Annotated in this window: 23 protein-coding genes and 1 tRNA gene; 15 read left to right on the top strand and 9 right to left on the bottom strand. The window is 63.8% G+C overall.

Annotated elements, in window-relative coordinates; genetic code table 11:
* Window positions 1-201 precede the first annotated feature (201 nt).
* Together SLT36_RS08185 and SLT36_RS08180 are read left to right on the top strand one after the other, a co-directional pair.
* A complete protein-coding gene (locus SLT36_RS08185; protein WP_432288281.1) occupies window positions 202-1,461 on the top strand; it encodes a lipopolysaccharide biosynthesis protein in 1,260 nt (419 codons plus the stop codon).
* Entirely contained in the window at window positions 1,461-2,744 is a 1,284-nt protein-coding gene (locus tag SLT36_RS08180; protein WP_432286762.1) for a GNAT family N-acetyltransferase, read from the top strand. Before SLT36_RS08185 ends, SLT36_RS08180 begins: the two co-directional genes overlap by 1 nt.
* A gap of 19 nt (window positions 2,745-2,763) precedes the next feature.
* Here SLT36_RS08180 and SLT36_RS08175 read toward each other — a convergent pair whose 3' ends face one another.
* Window positions 2,764-4,395, bottom strand: a complete 1,632-nt coding sequence (locus SLT36_RS08175) for an AMP-binding protein (protein WP_432286761.1) — start codon at window positions 4,393-4,395, stop codon at window positions 2,764-2,766.
* A 195-nt stretch (window positions 4,396-4,590) separates the two neighbouring features.
* Between SLT36_RS08175 and SLT36_RS08170 the strand changes: the two genes are divergently transcribed.
* On the top strand, window positions 4,591-5,469 hold the full coding sequence (locus tag SLT36_RS08170) for a rhamnan synthesis F family protein (RefSeq protein ID WP_432286759.1): 879 nt from the start codon (window positions 4,591-4,593) through the stop codon (window positions 5,467-5,469).
* Here SLT36_RS08170 and SLT36_RS08165 read toward each other — a convergent pair.
* From SLT36_RS08165 to SLT36_RS08155, 3 genes are all read right to left on the bottom strand, one after another.
* Window positions 5,414-6,217: a rhamnan synthesis F family protein gene (locus SLT36_RS08165; protein WP_432286758.1), complete on the bottom strand. Its 804-nt coding sequence runs from the start codon at window positions 6,215-6,217 to the stop codon at window positions 5,414-5,416. The two genes, SLT36_RS08170 and SLT36_RS08165, sit on opposite strands and share 56 nt — an antisense overlap.
* A gap of 277 nt (window positions 6,218-6,494) precedes the next feature.
* A tRNA-Leu gene (locus SLT36_RS08160) sits at window positions 6,495-6,579 on the bottom strand.
* A 130-nt stretch (window positions 6,580-6,709) separates the two neighbouring features.
* A complete protein-coding gene (locus SLT36_RS08155) occupies window positions 6,710-7,621 on the bottom strand; it encodes a LysR family transcriptional regulator (RefSeq protein ID WP_432286757.1) in 912 nt (303 codons plus the stop codon).
* A gap of 99 nt (window positions 7,622-7,720) precedes the next feature.
* Between SLT36_RS08155 and SLT36_RS08150 the strand changes: the two genes are divergently transcribed.
* From SLT36_RS08150 to SLT36_RS08140, 3 genes are all read left to right on the top strand, one after another.
* Complete coding sequence (locus SLT36_RS08150; RefSeq protein ID WP_432286755.1) at window positions 7,721-8,338, top strand: DUF6506 family protein; 618 nt, start codon at window positions 7,721-7,723, stop codon at window positions 8,336-8,338.
* 203 nt (window positions 8,339-8,541) lie between these two features.
* Window positions 8,542-9,129: a YqaA family protein gene (locus SLT36_RS08145; RefSeq protein ID WP_432286753.1), complete on the top strand. Its 588-nt coding sequence runs from the start codon at window positions 8,542-8,544 to the stop codon at window positions 9,127-9,129.
* A 37-nt stretch (window positions 9,130-9,166) separates the two neighbouring features.
* Entirely contained in the window at window positions 9,167-9,682 is a 516-nt protein-coding gene (locus tag SLT36_RS08140; RefSeq protein WP_182575187.1) for a disulfide bond formation protein B, read from the top strand.
* A 76-nt stretch (window positions 9,683-9,758) separates the two neighbouring features.
* Here SLT36_RS08140 and SLT36_RS08135 read toward each other — a convergent pair whose 3' ends face one another.
* Together SLT36_RS08135 and SLT36_RS08130 are read right to left on the bottom strand one after the other, a co-directional pair.
* Complete coding sequence (locus tag SLT36_RS08135) at window positions 9,759-10,316, bottom strand: HNH endonuclease (RefSeq protein ID WP_067966138.1); 558 nt, start codon at window positions 10,314-10,316, stop codon at window positions 9,759-9,761.
* Between the two features lie 118 nt (window positions 10,317-10,434).
* Complete coding sequence (locus SLT36_RS08130) at window positions 10,435-11,088, bottom strand: DNA-3-methyladenine glycosylase family protein (protein WP_432286751.1); 654 nt, start codon at window positions 11,086-11,088, stop codon at window positions 10,435-10,437.
* Window positions 11,089-11,163: 75 nt separating this feature from the next.
* Between SLT36_RS08130 and gluQRS the strand changes: the two genes are divergently transcribed.
* On the top strand, window positions 11,164-12,078 hold the full coding sequence (gluQRS, locus tag SLT36_RS08125; protein WP_432286749.1) for a tRNA glutamyl-Q(34) synthetase GluQRS: 915 nt from the start codon (window positions 11,164-11,166) through the stop codon (window positions 12,076-12,078).
* A 66-nt stretch (window positions 12,079-12,144) separates the two neighbouring features.
* On the opposite strand, the gene SLT36_RS08120 is transcribed toward gluQRS, so the two are convergent.
* Window positions 12,145-12,441 (bottom strand): hypothetical protein, encoded by a 297-nt coding sequence (locus SLT36_RS08120; protein WP_067957722.1) that lies wholly within the window; start codon window positions 12,439-12,441, stop codon window positions 12,145-12,147.
* A 198-nt stretch (window positions 12,442-12,639) separates the two neighbouring features.
* On the opposite strand from SLT36_RS08120, the gene SLT36_RS08115 reads away from it, so the two are divergent.
* Entirely contained in the window at window positions 12,640-13,533 is an 894-nt protein-coding gene (locus tag SLT36_RS08115; protein WP_432286747.1) for a DMT family transporter, read from the top strand.
* On the opposite strand, the gene SLT36_RS08110 is transcribed toward SLT36_RS08115, so the two are convergent.
* The gene (locus tag SLT36_RS08110) at window positions 13,500-14,351 is read right to left on the bottom strand and encodes a YihY/virulence factor BrkB family protein (protein WP_182575183.1); all 852 of its coding nucleotides are present in this window, start codon (window positions 14,349-14,351) and stop codon (window positions 13,500-13,502) included. The two genes, SLT36_RS08115 and SLT36_RS08110, sit on opposite strands and share 34 nt — an antisense overlap.
* 148 nt (window positions 14,352-14,499) lie before the next feature.
* Here SLT36_RS08110 and SLT36_RS08105 point away from each other — a divergent pair, with 148 nt between their 5' ends.
* The 7 genes from SLT36_RS08105 (at window position 14,500) to SLT36_RS08075 (ending at window position 19,904) form a co-directional block, all read left to right on the top strand.
* A complete protein-coding gene (locus tag SLT36_RS08105) occupies window positions 14,500-15,342 on the top strand; it encodes an SDR family oxidoreductase (RefSeq protein ID WP_432286745.1) in 843 nt (280 codons plus the stop codon).
* A gap of 27 nt (window positions 15,343-15,369) precedes the next feature.
* On the top strand, window positions 15,370-15,564 hold the full coding sequence (locus tag SLT36_RS08100; RefSeq protein ID WP_067957711.1) for a twin transmembrane helix small protein: 195 nt from the start codon (window positions 15,370-15,372) through the stop codon (window positions 15,562-15,564).
* Window positions 15,565-15,576: 12 nt separating this feature from the next.
* The gene (locus SLT36_RS08095) at window positions 15,577-16,158 is read left to right on the top strand and encodes a cob(I)yrinic acid a,c-diamide adenosyltransferase (protein ID WP_432286743.1); all 582 of its coding nucleotides are present in this window, start codon (window positions 15,577-15,579) and stop codon (window positions 16,156-16,158) included.
* A 39-nt stretch (window positions 16,159-16,197) separates the two neighbouring features.
* Complete coding sequence (locus SLT36_RS08090; protein ID WP_432286742.1) at window positions 16,198-16,986, top strand: rhomboid family intramembrane serine protease; 789 nt, start codon at window positions 16,198-16,200, stop codon at window positions 16,984-16,986.
* 221 nt (window positions 16,987-17,207) lie between these two features.
* Window positions 17,208-17,957 (top strand): electron transfer flavoprotein subunit beta/FixA family protein, encoded by a 750-nt coding sequence (locus SLT36_RS08085; protein WP_067957703.1) that lies wholly within the window; start codon window positions 17,208-17,210, stop codon window positions 17,955-17,957.
* 24 nt (window positions 17,958-17,981) lie between these two features.
* Window positions 17,982-18,911, top strand: a complete 930-nt coding sequence (locus SLT36_RS08080; RefSeq protein WP_432286740.1) for an electron transfer flavoprotein subunit alpha/FixB family protein — start codon at window positions 17,982-17,984, stop codon at window positions 18,909-18,911.
* A 111-nt stretch (window positions 18,912-19,022) separates the two neighbouring features.
* Complete coding sequence (locus tag SLT36_RS08075; RefSeq protein WP_067966133.1) at window positions 19,023-19,904, top strand: 3-hydroxybutyryl-CoA dehydrogenase; 882 nt, start codon at window positions 19,023-19,025, stop codon at window positions 19,902-19,904.
* 42 nt (window positions 19,905-19,946) lie between these two features.
* Here SLT36_RS08075 and SLT36_RS08070 read toward each other — a convergent pair whose 3' ends face one another.
* The gene (locus SLT36_RS08070; protein WP_432286738.1) at window positions 19,947-20,747 is read right to left on the bottom strand and encodes a GGDEF domain-containing protein; all 801 of its coding nucleotides are present in this window, start codon (window positions 20,745-20,747) and stop codon (window positions 19,947-19,949) included.
* Window positions 20,748-20,827: the final 80 nt, after the last annotated feature.

Here is a 20,827-nt window from a genome sequence, read left to right as displayed (position 1 = left end):
GCTATCGGCTACATGCTGTGAGCGAAATCGCGGAAGAAGGAGTGTATCGAGTTGCGTTTTTCCGCAGCGATGACGGCCGAACGGTGGCTGCCGGGGCAGATCGCCTCGCGCATCATGCCGCTGTTGCGCCGCGTCGACGCAGTCCTGTTCAGCACCGACGAGCGCAGCGAGGCCGGCCGCATGTCGCTGTTTGCGTTCGCCGTGCGCATCGTCAGTGCTGCCATCGCCTTCGTCAGCCAGGTGCTGCTGGCGCGCTGGATGGGCAGCTTCGAATACGGCATTTTCGTCCTGGTGTGGGTGACGATGATCATCGTCGGCTCGCTGTCCTGCTTCGGCTTCCACACCTCGATCATCCGCTTCATGTCCGAATACCGTGAAAAGGGCCTTCTGGACGATCTGCGCGGCGTGCTGGTGGCGAGCCGCCTGTTCGTGATCATCGCCTCGACAATCATCGCAGCACTTGGCATGGCCGGCGTCTGGGCATTTTCCGGCCGGATCGAGAGCTACTATTTCGTGCCGTTCTTCCTCGGGATGATCTGCCTGCCAATGCTGGCGTTGTCAGACGTGCTGCAAGGCGTCGCCCGGGCCAATTCCTGGGCCTTCGCCGCGCTTGTGCCGACCTACATCACACGGCCGGTGCTGATCCTGGTGTTCATGGCCGGAGCCGTCGCCACAGGCTTTGCGCCGACGGCCGAGACCGCGGTCATGGCCTCCATCCTCGCCACCTATGTGACGACGCTCAGCCAGCTCGTCCGCATCACCTCACGCGCCGACAGGCGTACCCCCGCTGGCCCGCGCAACTACCGGCTCGGCTACTGGCTGAAGATCTCGCTGCCGATCTTCCTTGTCGAGAGCTTCTTCTTCCTGCTCACCAACGCCGACGTGCTGATGGTCGGCGCCTACATGGAGCCGGACAAGGTGGCGGTCTATTTCGCCACCGTGAAGACGCTGGCGCTGGTGCATTTCGTCTATTTCGCGGTCAAGGCGGGCGTCGCCCAGCGCTATGCGCGGATCGCCCATGGCGACACCGAAAAGCTCGACGGCTTTGCCCGCGAGACGGTGTCGTGGACGTTCTGGCCGTCACTGGCGATGGGCATCGTGGTGCTGCTGCTCGGCGAGCCGCTGCTCGCCATGTTCGGCCCCGGCTTCAGCGATGGTTACCCGCTGCTGTTCCTGCTGGTTTCGGCCGTCGTCGCGCGTTCGGCGGTAGGCCCGTGCGAGAGCCTTTTGACGATGAGTGGTCACCAGAATGTCTGTGCCATGGTTTATGCCGCGACGCTCGCACTCAACATCGGCCTCAACGTGCTGCTGATCCCGACGCTCGGACTGTGGGGCGCGGCGATCGCCACGTCGGCGGCGATGATCTTCGAGGCCACCGCCCTGTCTTTCACCGTCTGGCGCAAACTCGGTATCGTCATGGTCCTGTTCATTCCCACGAAACGCACGGTAGAGAACGCCTGATGGCAGCCATACCGCTTCTCGAGGAAACCAGTGGCGGCACGGCGGGCTCGCTGATCGCCGGCATTGCCGGCGTACCGGCCGACGCCGCCGATCTCGCCCATCTCGAACTGACATCGGCCGAAAGACCGCTGCGCAGGCTGGCGATCTATCCGGCTTCCGCCGGCTTCGACCTGGTCGAGGAGCTCGACCATCTCTGCGCCCGCACAATCGAGCCCAACGTCTTTTTCAACCCGCGTTTCCTGGCGCCCGCCATGCCGCGGCTCGAGGACCGCGAGGTGCGCCTCGCTGTGATCCGCGACGGTACCGAGTATCGCAGCCGGCTGCGGCTGCTGGTGCCCTATTCGGTGGAGAAGCCGGCGGTGCCGCTGGGCATACCTGTCATGCGGACATGGTCGAGCCCGTTCGGCCCGCTCGGCACGCCGCTGCTCGACCGCGACGATCCTGAAGGGGTGATCGCCGACTTCTTCGCCATGCTGGCACGGCCGCATCTCAAGCTGCCGAAAGTGTTCGTCATGCCCGACATGCGCCTCGACGGCGCCGTGGCGCGGATGCTGAGCGCAACGGCCGAATCGCGCAACCTGCCGCTGGTGGTGACCGGTCAGTTCGAACGGCCCTTCCTCGAAAGCGACGCCGAGGGCGAAGACTATCTCAAGGAGGCGCTCGGCAGCCGCCACTACAAGGAATTCCGCCGGCTGGGCCGCCGACTCGCTGATCAGGGCGTCGTCGAGCACAAGGTTGCCCGCACCCAGGACGACGTGCGCCACGCCATCGAACAGTTCCTGACGCTGGAAGCTTCCGGCTGGAAGGGACGCCAGCGCACCGCCATGGCGATCGACCGCTACCGCGCCGCTTTCGCCCGCGAGGCGGTGCACCGCATGTCGGAACAGGACATGTGCCGCATCCATTCACTGATGCTCGACGGCCGCACCATCGCCAGCCTTGTCGTTTTCGTCGAGGCCGGCGTCGCCTACACCTGGAAGACCGCCTATGACGAGACGCTGTCGGCTTTTTCACCGGGCGCGTTGCTGATGATGGCGGTGACCGAACATCACCTCGACGACCCCAACATCATGATGACCGACAGCTGCGCCGTGCCCGACCATCCGCTGGTCGGCAAGATGTGGAGCGAGCGCAAACCGATGGGCACCTTCGTCGTCGGGCTGACGCCGGACGCCGACCGCGTTACACGGCAGGCGGCCTCGCAGTTGCACCTCTACCGCGAGACACGCAAGCTCGCCGTCAAGCTGCGCGACCGCGTGCGCAGCCTGCTCAAAAAGCGCTAGGCAAGGCTCCGGATCAAGCTCAGCTTGTCTTCGTCTCGCGCTTCGCCCGGTCGCGAAAAATGCGGCGAATGACCTTGCCGGTGGTGGTCAGCGGCATGGAATCGACGAACTCGACCTCGCGCGGATATTCATGTGCCGACAGGCGCTCGCGCACCCAGAGCTTGATCTCGTCGGCGAGTGTCGCGTCGCCCACAGCCCCATCCTTGAGCACGACATAGGCTTTGACGATCTCGGTGCGCAGCGCGTCGGGCTTGCCGACGGCGGCTGCAAGCGCCACCGCCGGGTGGCCTGTCAGGCAGTCCTCTATCTCGCCGGGGCCGATGCGGAAGCCGGCCGAGGTGATGACGTCGTCGTCGCGACCGAAGAAGGAGACGTAGCCGTCCTCGTCCTCGATGCCCTGATCGCCCGTCGTCATCCACTCGCCGATGAACTTCTTCTGGGTCGCCTCGGGGCTCTGCCAATATTCGAGGAACATGACAGGGTTCGGCCGGGCAACGGCAATCTGGCCCGACACGCCCGGCGGCACGCGGCGGCCGTCGCCGTCGATGATGGCGACGCGATGGCCTGGTACCGCCTTGCCGATGGCCCCACCCTTGCTGATGCCGAGGCCGGCGCAGGAGGCGAGCACCGCATTGCATTCGGTCTGGCCGTAGAACTCGTTGACGACAAGCCCGAGCTCGGTTGTGGCCCAATCGTAGGTTTCGCGCCCAAGCGACTCGCCGGCCGAGCCGACACTGCGCAGGCTGAGCCGGAAGCGCTTGCCGATGTCGGGCACGACCTTGAGCATGCGCAGCGCCGTCGGCGGGATGAAGGCGTTGCGCACCGCCATCTTTTCCATCAGCAGCAGTGCGGCCTCGGGTGCGAACTTGTCGAAGCGGGCAGCGACCACCGGCAGGCCGAAATAGAGCCCGGGCAGCAGCAGGTTGAGCAGGCCGCCGGCCCAGGCCCAGTCGGCCGGGGTCCACAACAGGTCGCCCGACTGCGGCATGAACTCCTGCGCCATCTGGATACCGGGGAGATGGCCGAGCAGGACTCGGTGGCCGTGCAGCGCGCCCTTCGGCGGGCCCGTCGTGCCGGAGGTGAAGATCATCATCGCCGGATCGTCTGGGCCAGTGTCCTCGGCTGTAAAGTCAGGCGAATGCGCGGCGAGCAGGCGATGGAAATCGTCGACATCGCCGCCGCTGACAACGACGATCGCTTCGAGCTCGGGCAGCCGGCCGCTGACCTGGCTGACCTTTGCGAAACCTGCCTCGTTGGTGACGATCGCCCTGACGCCAGCTGTCTGCAGCCGGTATTCGAGCGCCTCGACGCCGAACAGCAAGGCCAGCGGCACGACGATCGCGCCGAGCTTGTAGATCGCGACATGGGCGATCGCCGTCTCGAAGCTTTGCGGCAACAGCAGCGCCACCCGGTCGCCGCGGCGTACGCCCCTGGCCCGCAAGGAATTGGCGAATGCGTTGGAGCGGCGCGAAAGCTCGCCGAAAGAAAGCTCTTCGGCTGCACCGTCGATGCGGTAGTCGAGCAGCGCCGTTCGGTCAGGGTCGACAGCAGCCCAGCGGTCTGAAACAGCGGTGCCGATGTTGAACTTTTGCGGAATCTGCCAGCGGAAATCGCGATAGAGGGCGTCGTAAGTGTCGCGCCGTTCGAGCATGGACGGTCGTCTCCGCTCCTCCGCGAGGGATTTCATTGTGGCTGGATCGGAGTTGACCTACCAACCAACAGAAAGCCTGCCTAATATCGGAAGCGCTCGGCGTCAAGAAAACGGTCCAGAGCGCCGCGCCTCGGCAGGCATTCCATTGCGTCTGCCGGTGTCCGACCGCCAAAGCAACACCAGACCGGGATCGGAATGCCAAAATTGCGACTTCTGCGGTCCCTCAAGAAGCGTGTTGCCAAGATCCGCTACCACGAATTCGAGGTCATCAAGTCCAGGTTCAATCGAAGCCTCGGCAGGGACGAGCCATATCAGGTTCACCAGGGCAAGCGGCATCACCCGGGCAGCGTGTACGCCATCTTCCTGATCTGGCAGCCCCACAAGACGCCATGGTATGTCGACAATGCACTGGCATCATTGGACGAGGCCCAGGCGAACGTCGTCCTGGTGGTCAATCACGGCCTGGACGCCGAGCGACTGGCCGATCTAAAGCAACGCTGTTCGAAGCTCATCGTTCGCGACAATGCCGGCCTCGACTTTGGCGGTTATCGGGATGCGACACTTCACCTGCTCGAAAATACCGGGGCAACGCGCCTGCTCTACCTGAATGACAGCGTGTACTTCTTCAGCAACGGGCTCACTCCGCTGTTCAGGGAGTTGGCAGGCGCGGAAGCCGACATGGTCGGTTCGTTCGAAAACCGGGAACATGGCTACCACATGCAGTCCTTTTGCTTCTCCGTGGGGCATAGGATCGTTGCAAGTTCCGAATTCACGCGCTTTTGGAAGCAATACCTGCCGGTGAATTCGCGGCTATGGGCGATCCGAAAAGGGGAAATCGGTTTCTCCGCGGCAATCCTGCCGATCGCAAGATCCGTTTCCACCGTCTACACGCCGGACAAGCTCAGGCTGCGGCTGACCGAAATTGACGGCGGGGATGTTGGGGCGATGAATGGCCAGATCTGTCGGGATCTCAGGCTTCCGGCGACGAGCTTGGGCAGCGAAAGCTGGGCCGCAATCGTCACGAAGATATGCGAACGCATCGCCACGCGTTCTCAGTGCCCTGGGCGGCCTTGAAGCCCGATTTCAGGCGTGCCGACGCGGATGGCCGACGTGGCTGTCTCGTAAAGGCGTAGCTGTCGTTGAAGCCGGCATGTCCAAACGGATCGGCGCTCGAGGCGATGCGGCGGCCAAGGGCGACGCCCCCCAGACCCAGACAGCGTTCGAACGCATGCGCCATCGTCCCGTCGAACTGGTTGTCCTGCGCCTCGAAGGCCTTGGCCGTGAAGCCGAGATCGGCCAGTGGCGCGATGACGTCTGTACGCGCCATGAACATCGTTCCAGCGCAATAGCCGGCATCAAGCAGCTGCGCCCGGCCCAGGCCAAGGCGCTGGGCGATGGCAAGGACGCGCGCTTCGTTTCCGCCCATGTAGCGGGCGAGCGAGAGGAAATGACCTTCGGGACAGACAATGCCCAGCGAAGCGTCGGCCTGAAATGCCGAAGTCAATTGCTGCAGCGCCTGGGGCTGCAGCAATGCAGCGACCAACATACGGCGCCAGCTGTCGCCATCCTTCAGATGCGGCGATTTCTTGGTGTGAACCTTGATGACGACGTCAAAGCCCTCGGCGCGAACAGCTGGAAACATGCGAAGGAAAGGCAGGATGTCGCGGCCCCGATTTTCGAAGACGCCAAGGCTGTAGTCTCGCTCCGCAGCATCGAGCCGCGAGCGCACCAGCGCCTCATGAACCGGAACGGTCGTTACGAAGAGCTTGTGTTGTGCCGGGAGAGCTTGGGCGAGGTCGAGGATTTCATCGAATGCATCCATGTAGAATGCATGGATGACAATCGCGACCCGAAACTCTCCGCGCATGTGCAAAAGCCTGTTAATAGACGATAAACGCTTCAATGGCCGATTTTATACACCGGCTCCTAATATTGTGACAAACGCGCAAACGATCTATTTTTGGTAGTACTTGAAAGGCGCTTGCGACCTTGCCTGCCGGATTTTTGCCCGAAGGCTCACCTCACCGCGACGGCACAATGCAAGGCATGATTGAGCAATCAAAGCCGCCTTCCGCGCCGCAGTGCTGCGTGAAGGTCAATGGTGCCCCTAGCCGGGATCGAACCAGCACTCCTTGCGGAACTCGATTTTGAGTCGAGCGCGTCTACCAATTCCGCCATAGGGGCCTGCCCTAAACGGACAGAATGGTCGCGGACTATACGGTCGGGCGGCCCTTCGTCAACTGGGGAGCGGCGCCTTTGCTCAACTTCATGCCGGTACGGCGTTCGCCGGCACAGCAAAAGCGGTCGCGCGCAACTACCTGCCTCCGTCAAGACGTGCCAGCAGCCGCTCGCGCAGGTAGCGCGCGGCGGGGCCTGGGGGCTGGTCGATGCGCCAGAGCAAGTAGGCGGACAGCGCTGTCTCGGACTGTGAGCCCAGGGCCGTGGCAGTGACGCGCACAAGGGCGCCGCGGGCGAGGTCGACGTCGACCATCCAGCTGGGAAGATTGCCCCAGCCGATGCCGGCCCGGATCAGTGCCAGCTTGGTCGCGAGGTCGCTGACACGCCAGGTGCCGGGTGACAGCACGCCGAAATCCAGCCCTTCGCTCATCGGCGAGGGATCGCTGACGACGATCTGTAAGTGGTCGGACAGGTCCACCGCCGACCAGCCGGCTGCGTGCGGCGCCGCGAGCGGGTGATGGGCAGCACACACAGCGACGAAAGGCTGCGCGGGGCCAAGGAACTCGGCTTCGACGAGGCTGTCGCGCTGGGTGTCGGTGGTGATGGCGAGCGTGCAGTGCCGGTTGATGAGTGCGTGCAATGCCGCACGCATCGGCAACGTCTTCAGCGCGACACCGACCGAGGGGTGTTCGGCGCTGAGGTCGAGAAGCGCGCCGGCCAGGATGCCGGCAGGGATAACCGGATCGACGGCTATTGCGAGCGAAAGCTCCAGCCCCTGCCCCAGCCCACGCGCCCGGGCGCGCATGGCGTCGACCTTGATCAGGATCGCCCTGGCATCAGTGAGCAGCGCCTGCCCTTCGGCGGTCAATTCGGGCTTCCGGCCGGTGCGGGTGAACAGCGCCACCTTGAGCTCGGCTTCAAGGTTGCCGATGGCATGGCTGATCGCCGATTGCACCCGCGACAGCCGCGCAGCACCGGCGCGAAAGCTGCCACCTTCGACGACGGCAACGAAGGTTCGCATCTGGTCCAGCGTCAGATTGTCAAGCACAGTTCGATTTCTTCGATCAGCGGTTGCAGAACAATAGCAATTACCAAGATCAGTGTTCTGTCGCAACTTGTCGCTATCCAAGACAAACGAGGACACAACATGCATATCGACAAGGCCCTGATCTATGAAGCTCCCGGCGCCGACCCGACCATCGACCGAAGCGTGCTGGAGACGCCGGACGGCAGGATCACCATCATTGCCCTGGGCGATCCGATACAGGCACCGGCGGTGGCGCATGAGCTCGCCGCGCAGGGAGCCAAGCTGATTGAGCTGTGCGGCGGCATCTCGCCGGCGTGGCGCCCCAAGGTCTCGGCCGTCGTCGGACACGACGTCAAGGTGAGCTCGGTGACCTTTGGCATCGAATCCTTGCAGCCGGCGGCTGCCTACAATCAGGCCTTCATCGACGGCAAGCCGCCGCTGGCGGCCTTCATCATCCTGAAGCGGGATGCCGAACCGGAGCGTGACAGGTTCGTGACCAGTTTTCCGCCGCTCGACACGCATTTCATTGCCGTTCCGGATGGGGCAACCGCCGCCGAGGTTGCAGCACGGCTCGCCCGGGAAGGATTTGGCCTGATCGAGCTCTATGGCGGGTTTTCGACCGAGGACGCGGCCGAGATCATCCAGGCGGTGGACGGGCTGGCCCCGGTAGGCGTGGGCAGCTTCGCGCTCGATGCGCTGCAGCCCGGGCAGCATGTGGCGGCCGGGCGCGCCGCATAGCACCACACCATGATCGGCGGCCACGGCCGCCGATTGCCTGCCATCGCGCTTCATCTGCGGCGATGGCCCGGGCAAGTATGTCTCAAGCGTGATCACGCGACAGGATGTAACGTTGCCCCGGCTTTCACATTCGTGAAGACCCCAAGCATTGTGCGCCACAGCAATTCTTCCTAAACAGGCAGCGCATATCTCAAGGGGGCCAGATGCTTCGCCGACTCTACGACTGGACCTTGTCGCTCGCGGCAAGGAAATCCGCCGAATGGTGGCTGGCCTTCATCGCCTTCGTCGAAAGCTCGGTCTTCCTGGTACCGGCCGACGTGCTCTACCTGCCGATGGCGCTGTCGCGACCGGACAAGGCCTATCGTTACGCAATCATCGCCACCGTGGCCTCAGTGCTCGGCGGCATCGCCGGTTGGTATATCGGCCACTACGCCTTCGAGGCGGTGGCAAAGCCGGTGCTCGAATTCTACGGCAAGTATGACGAGTTCGAAGCGCTCAAGGGCTCGTCGGGCGCCGGCATCATCCTGTTGATGCTGGTCACCTCAGGGCTGTCGCACCTGCCGCCGATCAAGGTGGTGACCATTCTCGCCGGCGTCGTCAGCTTCCCGCTTGGCTGGTTCATCGTCTCGGCGATCGTCGCCCGCGGCGCCCGCTTCCTGTTCCTGGCCTGGCTGCTGCGCACCTATGGCGAGCCGATCCGCGAATTCATCGAAAAGCGCCTCGGGCTGCTCGCCGGCCTCGCCGCCGTTGCCCTTATTTTGCTCTATCTTCTCGTCAGATACCTCCACTGAACGGCAAATGCCGGTAACAACAGCTGGGCACCCAAGAATGACCTCCCTCGCCTCTCCGACCGGCCGCAGCCAGACGCTGACCGCAATCTTCCTCACCGTCGCCATGGCAGCCGTCGTCGGCACAGCACTCGGCTTCCAGCACATCGGCGGCTACCTGCCCTGCAAGCTCTGCCTCGAGCAGCGCACGCCCTATTATGTCGGAGTGCCGCTGATGGCGCTGGCGGCGCTGTCGTCGGCGCTACACTGGCCGGCCTGGATGACTCGCGCGCTCCTGGCCGTCGGTGGATTGCTGATGCTCTACGGGCTCTATCTCGGCGCCTACCATGCCGGTGTCGAATGGCGCTGGTGGGCCGGCCCGACCGATTGCGCGGCCGTCAGCGGCACGATCGACACCGGCGGCAAGGGCCTGCTCGACGTGCTCAACAACGTCGTGCCGCCACGTTGCGAGGATGCCGCCTTGCGCGTGCTCGGCCTGTCCTTCGCCGGCTGGAACGTTCTCGCCAGCGCTTTCCTGGCGGCGGTGGCGTTGCGTGGGGCTTTCAGAAAGGGGTAGCACCTCAGGGGTCGCGATCCTTCGCCCCCTCGGTCCTGCCGGACATCTCCCCCAAAAAGGGGGAGATCAGCCTTCATCAAGGCTCGAGCTCAACATCCCAGTAGAGATAGTCCATCCAGCTTTCGTGCAGATGGTTGGGTGGGAACAGCCGGCCATTGTTGTGCAGGTCGTGCACCGTCGGCTGGAACGGCTTCTGCAGCGGCCACATCTTGGCCTGCGACGGCATCATGCCGCCCTTCCTGAGATTGCAGGGCGAGCAGGCCGCGACGACGTTTTCCCACGTGGTCGCCCCGCCGCTGTGGCGCGGGATGACGTGGTCAAAGGTCAGATCCTCCGGGGTGCCGCAATATTGGCACTGGAAGCGGTCGCGCAGGAAGACGTTGAAACGGGTGAAGGCGGGATAGCGCGACGGCTTCACATAATGCTTCAGGCTGACGACGCTGGGCAGCTTCATCGAAAAGGTCGGCGATGAGACGGCGTGCTCGTATTCGGCGACGATGTTGACGCGGTCGAGGAACACCGCCTTGATCGCGTCCTGCCAGGACCACAACGACAAGGGGTAGTAGCTGAGCGGACGATAATCCGCATTCAGCACTAGTGCTGGGAGCCCATCCGGAGACACGGCAACCGTCACTTCCTGCACCTCCTTGGTCCTCGAACCTAACGGCACGAATACTGTAAGCCCGAGGTGACAGGAATGTGAAGCGTCTGGCCGGTCATATAACCCGTTAAAAAACCGCGATTTTGCGGATTTACGCAGGATTTCCAGCCGGCGGCGCGCCATCGCGACCACGGGTCTCGCGATAATACGCCCAGAACAGCCTCGATGCGACCCCTCGCCACGGCGCCCATGATTCGGCAAGCCGAATCAGTGCCTTCTCAGCGGGGCGCGGATCGATGCCCAGCGCATGGCCTACGGCCGATTGCAAGGCGACATCGCGGGCCGGAAAAATATCGGGATGGCCGGCGGCGAACAGCAGATACACCTCCGCCGTCCACGGGCCGATACCGGGAATTGCGATCATCGCCGCCATCGCTTCCTGGGCGTCGAGCCGGCAGAGCCCGTCGAGGTCGAGGCCGTCGGTCGCTGCCTGCGCCACCGCCTGAAGCGTGCGCTGCTTTGGCCGTGACAGGCCGGCCTCGCGGAACATGCCCTCACCTGCGGCAAGCAGGCCTTGCGGCGTCAGTGGATCGACCAGAGCTGTCAGGCGGCCGAAGATCGCCTTGGCACTTGCCGTCGACACCTGCTGCGAAACGATGATCGAGGCGAGGCTGGCAAAGCCCGGTTCGGTCAGCCTGAGCGGCACCTCGCCGGCCATGCCGCGAACCGCCTGCAGGCGTGGATCGATCGCGCATAACGCGTCGAGGCCGAAATTGACGTCGTCGAGATTGGAGATGCGGCGCATGCGTCACTTGTTAGGTTGCGGCAGGCAACGTAGCAATCGGCAAGGCACACCTTCAATCCGGCACCAGCAACGCTCATGACGGCTCCTGTCTTTCGCTTCGCGCCAAGTCCCAACGGCGAATTGCACCTCGGCCACGCGCTATCGGCGTTGACCAATGAAAGGATGGCGGCCAGTGCCGGCGGCCGGCTGCTGCTGCGCATCGAGGACATCGACGTAACTCGCTGCAATCCGGAGTTCGAGGCCGGCATCTTGCGCGACCTCGCCTGGCTGGGTGTCGCCTACGAGCGGCCGGTACGGCGCCAGTCGGACCATTTCGCCGAATACGAGGCAGCGCTCGAACGGCTGAAGAAGGACGAACTCGTCTATCCCGCCTTCATGAGCCGGGGCGAGATACGCGGCGCGATCATGGACCATGAGGCGTCGGGAGAAAGCTGGCCGCGCGATCCAGACGGCGCGCCGGTCTATCCCGGCGCAGACAAGGAGATGTCGCAGCGGGAGCGCCGGCGCCGTATCAATGCGGGCGCGCCCTTTGCCTGGCGGCTCGATACCGCCGCAGCACTGGCGCGGCTGGACGGCCATTTGAGCTGGCGCGAATGGGCCGACGAGGCGATGGATGGCGTGGCGGAAATTGCCGCCGACCCGCTGCAATGGGGCGACGTGATCATCGCCCGACGGGAGATCCCGACGAGCTATCACCTGTCGGTGGTGCTCGACGACGCACTGCAGGGCGTGAGCCATGTCGTGCGCGGCAAGGACCTCTATTTCGCGACCTCGGTACAGCGCCTGCTGCAGCAGGTGCTCGGCCTGCCGCAGCCGGGCTATTTCCACCACCGGCTGATAACAGGTCCTGATGGACGAAAGCTGTCGAAAAGCCAACGCGACACCGGCCTCGCCGCATTGCGGGAGGCCGGTGAGACGCCAGAGTCGGTCAAGGCGATGCTGGAGCGCCGTGCATTCGATTGGCCGTACAAAGGACGCTCCAGCCCCTAAGAATCTGTGCATCGTGCGTTCCGAAAATCGATGCCGATTTTCGGGCCGATGCACCAGGCCAATGCACTAAGGTTGTAGCATCCGCGCGATCGCCGCCTTGATCAGCGCAAGCACGCTGATGAAGATGAACGCGCCGCCAAGCCCCCAGGCGGTCGCCAGTTGCAGGTCGCGCAGCGTGATGCCGTAGCTGTTGGCGACGAGCACCGCGCCGAAGAAGCCAGTGGTGAACAGCAGCATGTTGCCGGTCGGGCCGAAGCCGTCGTCCTTCATGATGGCGTCGAGTGCAGCACCAAAGAAGAAGGCCATGACGGCGACGAATGCGACCGCCATCATCAGCCAGCCCGGATCGAGATTCCACAGCATGCGCGGTCCTTTCAGAGGCCGACTGTGCAGTTCTCCCAGGCCCCCTCCCGGGCAAGCTTCTCCCAGATCAGGTCGTCAGATCAGGTCCGGTGAACCTATGGATCAATCGTTTCATTTTGATTGTCCTAATGTTCGGCATTAGAGCGATCCCGGTAAGATTCCTTCCGGAAGCGGCGTCCGGCGACGCCAGGGGTATCCATGACATCTTCTCCAAAGCGGCTGATTCCGGCCACCTTCGTGCTGCTCTGGGCAACAGGCTTCATCGGCGCGCGCTACGCCATGCCCTGGGCGGAGCCGTTCACCTTTTTGGCCGTGCGCTTCGTCCTCGCCTTCCTGCTGCTCGGCGCAGTGATGCTGGCGCTCGGCTCCACCAGGCTCACGCGGCGGGCCGCCCTGCACTCCGTACTCATCGGCATGCTGCTGCATGGGGTCTATCTCGGCGGCGTGTTCTGGGCGATCCACCAGGGCTTGCCGGCGGGCCTGTCTGCGCTGATCGCCGGGCTGCAGCCGCTGGTCACCGCCGTACTTGCAGGAAAGCTGCTCGGCGAGGAGATCAAACCCAAGCACTGGGTCGGGCTTGCTATTGGCTTCGTCGGCGTGGTGATCGTGCTTTCCCCCAAGCTCGGCGCGATCGGCGGCGGCGTGACCTGGCAGACGCTGACTGCGTCAGTGATCGCCATGGCCGGCATCAGTGCCGGCACCATCTGGCAGAAGCGCGTCGGCGCGGCCAGCGACCTGGTATCAGGTACATTCTGGCAATATGTCGGCGCAGCGATCCTGATGACCATCGCCTCCTTCGCCTTCGAACACCAGCAGGTGACGATCAATGGCGAGCTGATCTTCGCCATGGCCTGGCTGGTGTTCGTGCTGTCGATCGGCGCGATCTTCCTGTTGATGGTGATGATCCGCGACGGCGCCATGTCGAAGGTGGCATCGCTCTTCTACCTCGTGCCGGCGGTGACCGCTGTCCTTGCCTGGCTGCTGTTCGGCGAGGAACTGTCGACGATCCAACTGGTCGGCATGGCGATCGCCACGCTCGGCGTCGGCCTGGCGACGGCTCAACCCGGCACGCGGGCGCGGGCTTCGAGATAGCGGCTGATCGCGGCATTGAGCTCGCCGCCGAGGATGAAGATCGCCGAGACGATGTAGAGGAAGACCACCGCGATCATGATCGAGGCGAGGCCGGCATAGGTGGTGACGTAGGACGAGAAGGTATCGAGATAAGCGGCGAAGATCGTCGAGCCGACAACCCAGGCGATGAGCGTGAAGACGATGCCGGGGATGATGCTGAGGAAGCGACGGCGGCCGGCCGGCAGCCACATGTGCACGGCAAACAGGCCAAAGACGATGACCGCCGAAGCGATGGTGAAGCGCCAGACGGTAATGGTGCCCATATAGGGCTGGATCCATTCGAACTTGGCTTCGAGGATGCGCGCTATGATCGGCGCGAACACCAGAAGCACCGAGATGGCGACGAAGCTGATCGTGGCGATGAGCACGAAGAAGATGCTCTGGATACGCCGGAACCAGAAGGTACGGGTCTCGGTGATGCGGTAGGCACGGTTGAGCGAGGTGCGCAGCGCCTCGACGCCGTTTGAGGCAAAGTAGGCGGCAAGCACGACGCCGTAGGTCAGAAGGTCGGTGCGCGGCACGGTGAGAACATTGACCACCTCGCGGGCGATGGGGGCCGCGATCTGGTCGGGCCAGGTGTCGAAGACGAGATGCACGGCCGTTTCGGCGAACGCATCGGCGCCCAGAAAGCTGGCGAGCGTGGTGGCGAAGATCAGGAACGGAAACAGCGCCATCAGCGCCGAAATGGCGAGATGACTGGCCATCGCCCAACCGTCGTCGTCATGGAAATGGCCGGCTGCGTCGAAGAGCACGCGCCTCGTGGCGACGATCTTGCGCATCAGCTCCAGTTTTCCGCTCCGTCCGTTGGGTCCTGGCCAACTACCTAGCGGCCGACTGTGACACGGCCAATCATGAATTGGCCAATTGTTTCGTGGCGGCGAATATGGGAAGGCTTTGCCCTCATTTGCAAGGCCGGGCAAAAACGAAGTGAACCCGATCAACGAGTTACGCACGATAATCGTGACCGGCGCGTCGTCGGGCATCGGTGCCTATTGCGCCCGCGCACTGAAGGCCGAGGGCTGGCGCGTGTTCGCCACGGCGCGCAAGGCCGAGGATCTGGCGGCACTCGAGACCGACGGTCTCGAGGCGTTGTTCCTCGACTACGCCAAGCCGGAATCGATCGAGGCGTTGGTCGAAACCGTGCTTGAACGTACCGGCGGCAGGCTCGACGCGCTGTTTAACAATGGTGCGCACGCCCAGCCGGGCGCAGTCGAGGATCTGCCGATGGCGGCACTGCGGGACCAATTCGAGGCCAACTTCTTCGGCTGGCACGACCTGACACGGCGCGTCGTTCCGGTGATGCGTGCGCAGAACCACGGCCGCATCGTCAATTGCTCGTCGATCCTCGGCCTGACGCCGGTGCCGTTCCGCGGCGCCTACTCCGCCTCCAAGCATGCGCTGGAGGGACTGATGCTGTGCATGCGTCAGGAGCTCGCCGGCAGCGGCGTCCATGTCGCGATGATCGAGCCCGGCCCGATACGCTCGAAGATCGCCACCAACGGGCTCGACTGGTTCCTGCGCTACATCGACCACGAAAACTCGCCCCACCACGTGGCCTACCGCGCCCAACTCGACAGGCTGTCCAGCGGCGGCTCGAAATCGCGGCTCAAGCTGGGACCGGAAGCGGTTCATGCGGTATTGCGACACGCCCTGCTGTCGCCCCGACCGCGTCCGCATTATGTTGTCACGACGCCCGCGAGAATCGGCGTCGTGCTGAAGCGCCTGCTGCCCGCCTCGCTGCTTTACAGAATTCTGGCCCGCCAAGCCTGACCGGCCGCCGACTGAACTGGAACCAATATGGCTACCGTCTTCAACATCCTCGCCGTCGTCTTCATGTTCGCCGTGGTGGTGGTCCTGATCCGCGGCCTGATCCACATGCTGCGCGGCGGCTCCGGCAACACCTCGAACAAGCTGATGCAGGCACGCGTGCTGCTGCAGGCAGTGGCGCTGGTGTTCATCCTGCTCACCCTTTATTTCACCCGTGGCGGCTGAGCGGAGCGCGGAATGGTCAAGCTCAACAAGATCTACACCCGCACCGGCGACGACGGCACCACCGGCCTGGGCTCGGGCGAAAGGCGGCTGAAATCAGACCTGCGCGTCGAAGCCTATGGCGCCGTCGACGAGGCCAATGCCTGCATCGGCATGGCGCGGGTGCATACGGCGACGGAGCACCCCGACATCGACGCAATGCTCAACCGCATCCAGAACGACATGTTCGATCTCGGCGCGGATCTGTCGACCCCCGATACCGGCAAGGACCTGGGCTATGAGCCGCTGCGCATCATCGCCAGCCAGACCGCACGCATAGAAGCCGACATCGACGCGCTGAACGCGCATCTCGAGCCGTTGCGCTCCTTTGTGCTGAATGGCGGATCGCCGGCGGCGGCAGCGCTGCATCTGGCCCGCACGGTTGCCCGCCGCGCCGAGCGTGTGATGGTGGCGCTGGCGCAGGACCCCGGCGAACACGTCAACCGCGAAGGCATCCGCTACATCAACCGGGTTTCCGACGTGCTGTTCGTTGCCGCGCGTGTGGTCAATGACAACGGAAAAGCCGATGTGCTATGGGTTCCCGGCAAGAACCGCTGATTTGCTGATAAGGTTGCCGGGAGGGCGGAAGCGAGCCGCATGTTCATTCCGCTCTATGATTCCAATCACCTGCGCCACATCAGGCTGCAATATGTAACCCTCGGCCTGATCGCGATCAACGTCATCGTCTATCTCTTGACCACGGTCGGAGGCGAGGACTTCGCCACCGCAGCTGTCCTTGGGTTGGGCTACATTCCCTCCGTCGTGCACGACCTGGCGGAGCTGTCGCCGGATCTGATCATCATTCCGGAAGACCTGAGCTACATCACCTATTCCTTCCTGCACGGCGACATCTTCCATCTCGGCGGCAACATGCTGTTCCTGTGGGTGTTCGGCGACAATGTCGAAGACGCGCTCGGGCATTTCCGCTTCCTGGTTTTCTACCTCTTATGCGCGGTCGCCGGCGCTTTCCTGCACGGGCTGATCCTGCCGGATTCGCAGACGCCGCTGATCGGCGCCTCGGGCGCCATCGCCGGCATCGTCGCCGCCTACCTGATCCTCTACCCTCGGGTGAAGGTGTGGGTACTGGCCTTTGCCCGTATCCCGCTGCGCATCCCGGCCTGGATTCCACTGATCCTGTGGGTCGCCTTTCAGTTCCTGATGATCGCCATCGGCGGCGACGACGAGGTCAGTTGGGCGGCGCATGTCGGCGGCATCGTCGCCGGTGCCGTGCTGGTACTCGTCCTGCGCCGCCGCGAGGTGCCGCTGTTTGCCGATGCCGAAGAGGCGGTGCCGAGCCCTGACAAGGCCGAGGCGCCGGCCATGCCGGAGCCCGCTACGCCCGAGCCGCCGACAGCCCAGCCGACGACGCGCTGGGGCCGGCAATAGCGGTCACTGGCACAGCTTTTTTCAAACGATTTGAGCTTCAAGCAGATATTGACGCTAAGGTTAGCCGCAACTACGGTCCCGCCGCTTGCGGCAGCCCTCCCGCCACCAAAAGCGCGAGATCAAGTCTGTTTTTCCGCCCAATATGTCGGCAATCGACAATTGCGTGGGGCCAAGCGCTGCTATAGCGCGCACAATATCGCTGTTCAGAGAGGTACCAGCCCATGAAAGTTCTCGTCCCGGTCAAGCGGGTTGTCGATGCGAACGTGAAGGTGCGCGTAAAATCGGACGGCTCGGGCGTTGAGCTCGCCAACGTCAAGATGGCGATGAACCCGTTCGACGAGATCGCGGTGGAAGAGGCCATCCGCCTCAAGGAAGCCGGCAAGGTGGAAGAGATCGTCGTGGTTTCGATCGGACCTGCGCAGGCCCAGGAAACGCTGCGCACCGCTCTCGCCATGGGCGCCGATCGCGCCATCCTGGTGAAGACCGACGAAGCCGTCGAGCCGCTCGGCGTCGCCAAGGTGCTGAAGGGCGTGGTCGAGGCGGAGACGCCGGGCCTGGTGCTGCTCGGCAAGCAGGCGATCGACGACGATTCGAACCAGACCGGCCAGATGCTGGCGGCCCTGCTGGGCTGGGCCCAGGGCACCTTCGCCTCGAAGATCGAGCTCGCCGGCGATCATGCCAACGTGACGCGCGAAGTCGACGGCGGCCTGCAGACGGTGTCGCTCAAGATGCCGGCGATCGTCACCGTCGACCTGCGCCTCAACCAGCCGCGCTATGCCTCGCTGCCCAACATCATGAAGGCCAAGAAGAAGCCGCTCGACGAGAAGTCGGCCGCCGACTTCGGTGCCGACATCACGCCGCGCCTCAAGGTGCTGAAGACCGAGGAGCCGGGTGGCCGCAAGGCAGGCATCAAGGTCAAGACCGCGGCTGAGCTCGTCGACAAGCTGCGCAACGAAGCCGGCGTGCTCTAAGCGAAGCGGAAAGGGATCAAACACATGGCAATTCTCCTCATCGCCGAACACGACAACGCTTCGCTCTCCGACCAGACCGCCAAGGCGCTGTCGGCGGCCCAGAAGATCGGTTCCGACATCGACGTGCTGGTCGCCGGCAAGGGCGCCAAGGCAGTGGCCGATGCAGCCGCCAAGCTGAAGGGCGTGCGCAAGGTTCTGCTCGCTGAAAGCGAAGAACTGGCCGAACGCCTGGCCGAACCGACGGCGGCACTCGTCGTCAGCCTCGCCGGCAACTACGACACCATCGTCGCCGCTGCCACCTCGACCGGCAAGAACGTTGCTCCGCGCGTCGCGGCCCTGCTCGACGTCGCCCAGGTCTCGGAAATCATCGAGGTCGTCGCCCCGGACACCTTCAAGCGTCCGATCTATGCCGGCAACGCCATCCAGACGGTGCAGGCACCCAGCGCCAAGAAGGTGATCACCGTGCGCACTGCCTCGTTCCAGGCAGCCCCCGAGGGCGGGTCAGCCGCCGTCGAGGCGGTTGCTGCAGCCGCAAATCCCGGCCTGTCGAGCTTCGTCGAGAACAAGCTGTCGGAGAGCGATCGTCCGGAACTGACCTCGGCCAAGATCATCATCTCAGGCGGCCGCGCCCTCGGCTCGTCGGAGAAGTTCCAGGAAGTCATCCTGCCCGTCGCCGACAAACTCGGCGCCGCCGTCGGCGCCAGCCGTGCTGCGGTCGACGCCGGCTACGCCCCCAACGACTGGCAGGTCGGCCAGACCGGCAAGGTGGTGGCACCCGACCTCTACATCGCCTGCGGCATCTCGGGTGCGATCCAGCACCTCGCCGGCATGAAGGACTCGAAGGTCATCGTCGCCATCAACAAGGACGAAGAGGCCCCGATCTTCCAGGTGGCCGACTATGGCATCGTCGGCGACCTGTTCACTGTCCTGCCCGAGCTCGAAAAGGCGCTTTGACGCCCGATCAGCTCAGGGATTAAAATGTGACGGCCGGGGTAGACGAGTGCTACCCCGGCCATTTAGTTTGCATTGCACAAAACCAAAAGAGCCTGCGACGGGATAGGTGTGATGACGGGTAAGATCGAGACGATCGGCATTGTCGGCGCTGGCCAGATGGGCGGCGGTATCGCACATGTTTCGGCACTCGCCGGCTACAGTGTGCTGCTCTACGACTTGTCGCCGGAGCGCATCGAAAAAGGCATCGCCACCATCAATGGCAATCTGGCGCGCCAGGTCGCTTCGGGCAAGCTCGAGGACCAGGCCCGCAAGGATGCGATGAACCGCATCTCGTCCGCACCCGCCATGGCCGACCTCGCCAGCGCCGATCTCGTCATCGAGGCGGCGACCGAAGACGAGACGATCAAACGCAAGATCTATGCGCAGCTGTGTCCGCAGCTGAACCCGGAGGCGATCCTCGCCACCAACACCTCGTCGATCTCGATCACGCGGCTGGCCGCCCAGACCGATCGACCGGAGCGCTTCATCGGTATCCACTTCATGAATCCGGTGCCGGTGATGAAGCTGGTCGAGCTGGTGCGCGGTATCGCCACCGAAGACAAGACTTTCGAATCCGCCAAGGCCTATGTCGCCAACCTCGACAAGACGGTGACGGTCTCGGAGGATTTCCCGGCTTTCATCGTCAACCGCATCCTTTTGCCGATGATCAACGAGGCGATCTACACGCTGTATGAAGGCGTCGGCACCGTCGAAGCCATCGACACGGCAATGAAGCTCGGCGCCAATCACCCGATGGGACCGCTGCAGCTCGCCGACTTCATCGGCCTCGACACCTGCCTGTCGATCATGCAGGTGCTCCACGACGGCTTGTCGGACTCGAAGTATCGCCCCTGCCCGCTGCTGGTGAAGTATGTCGAAGCCGGCTGGCTCGGCCGCAAGACCGGACGCGGCTTCTACGACTATCGCGGCGAGCACCCGGTCCCGACACGCTGAGCGGCGTTCCGGCTTGCTTAGCTACTCGAGTCGCCTGAAGCCCTAATTCGGCAGACCGGGATGATACCAGCTCGGCGTACGTTCCGGCGGCATCGGCGCGAGTTCGACGCGGTTACGGCCTGCACCTTTGGCTTCGTAGAGATGCAGGTCGGCGACGCGGAATAGTTCCTCGAATACCACCGGCCGGTCGAACAGCGCTCCGCCGACGCTGACCGTCAGCGTGTGGCTGTAGCCGCCGGGTCTGAAAGGCGCGTCGGCCACAGAGCGGCGGATACGCTCGGCGATGTCGGCAGCGTTGAGCGGTGATGCACCTGGCAGGAAGACGGCGAATTCCTCGCCGCCGAGGCGGCCGAGCATATCGTCTCCCCTCAGACAGGGCTGGATCGCGGCAACGATGATGCGCAGCGCCTCATCGCCCTCGGCATGACCGAAGCGGTCATTGACCGACTTGAAGTGATCGGCATCGATGACCAGAAGCGCGCCCATGGCGCGCTGGCGCCGTGCGATCTCACGGGAGAGCACGTTCTCGACACGCGTCGAGAAGGCTCCCCTGTTGAGACAGGCGGTAAGCGCATCGGTAGATGCGGCGACGACAAGCTTGTGGTTGACGACGGCGAGTTCGCGCAGCTTGAGGGTCAGGTAGAAGAACAGCGGGGCCGCCAAAAGGATCGGCACGACGGTCGCTTCAATCAGCGCAAGGTCGAGCATCTCCGGACCGGCGTGGCGGAACAGCGCAATCGTGACCACCAGCGAAGCGGCGACACAGCCAAGCGTTCCGAATACGGTCCAGCCCGCGAGTTGCAACCATGCGCTTGGCGACAGTTTCTTAAGCGATACCGGCAACCCTGCCACCTCCCTCGTCGTGTGCCGATCTTCGATCAGGCTGCATGAACAAGAGGTTAGTGCAGGTCGTCAAATTCGAA

It is taken from the genome of Aminobacter sp. BA135, assembly GCF_050859125.1.
GTDB lineage: Bacteria > Pseudomonadota > Alphaproteobacteria > Rhizobiales > Rhizobiaceae > Aminobacter > Aminobacter ciceronei.
Note: the sequence above shows the minus strand (reverse complement) of the source record. Positions and strands in the feature narration are given on the sequence as shown.